We start from the raw sequence: 515 nt of genomic DNA on the forward strand, positions 1-515 counted from the left end.
GTCCAAGGGCGGGGTCGTCGGCATGACGCTGCCCCTGGCGCGAGAGTTCGCGCGTATCGGCATTCGCGTCAACGTCATCGCACCAGGCATCTTCATGACGCCCATGGTTGCCGGAATGACGCCGGAATTGCAGGCCTCTCTCGGAGCGCAGGTCCCGTTTCCGTCAAGGCTCGGGCGGCCGGAGGAATACGCGGACATGGTGGCATCGATTTACGGCAACGCCATGGTCAACGGGGAAACGATTCGCCTCGACGGCGCAATCCGCATGCAGCCGAAGTAGGTCTGCCGCTTACATCCCCGAGTAGTTCGGGCCTCCCCCGCCCTCCGGCACGGTCCAGACGATGTTCTGTCGCGGATCCTTGATGTCGCAGGTCTTGCAGTGGACGCAGTTCTGCGCGCCGATCATGAACTTCTTCACGCCGTCTTCCTCGACAACTTCGTAAACCCCGGCAGGACAATATCGCTGTGCCGGTTCATCGAACTCGGGCAGGTTGTAGGCGATCGGGATCGACTCG

The 515-nt window shown here is 62.1% G+C and carries 2 protein-coding genes; one reads left to right on the forward strand and one right to left on the reverse strand.

What is annotated here, in order from left to right:
• Positions 1-280, forward strand: a 280-nt coding sequence (locus tag ACQY6C_RS15005; protein ID WP_427970094.1) for an SDR family oxidoreductase, incomplete at its 5' end; no start/stop codon positions are given.
• A 9-nt stretch (positions 281-289) separates the two neighbouring features.
• On the opposite strand, the gene ACQY6C_RS15010 is transcribed toward ACQY6C_RS15005, so the two are convergent.
• A partial coding sequence (locus ACQY6C_RS15010) for a 4Fe-4S dicluster domain-containing protein (protein ID WP_427970096.1) occupies positions 290-515 on the reverse strand: 226 nt, incomplete at its 5' end.

The sequence above is a fragment of the Altererythrobacter sp. genome (assembly GCF_050299635.1).
GTDB lineage: Bacteria > Pseudomonadota > Alphaproteobacteria > Sphingomonadales > Sphingomonadaceae > Erythrobacter.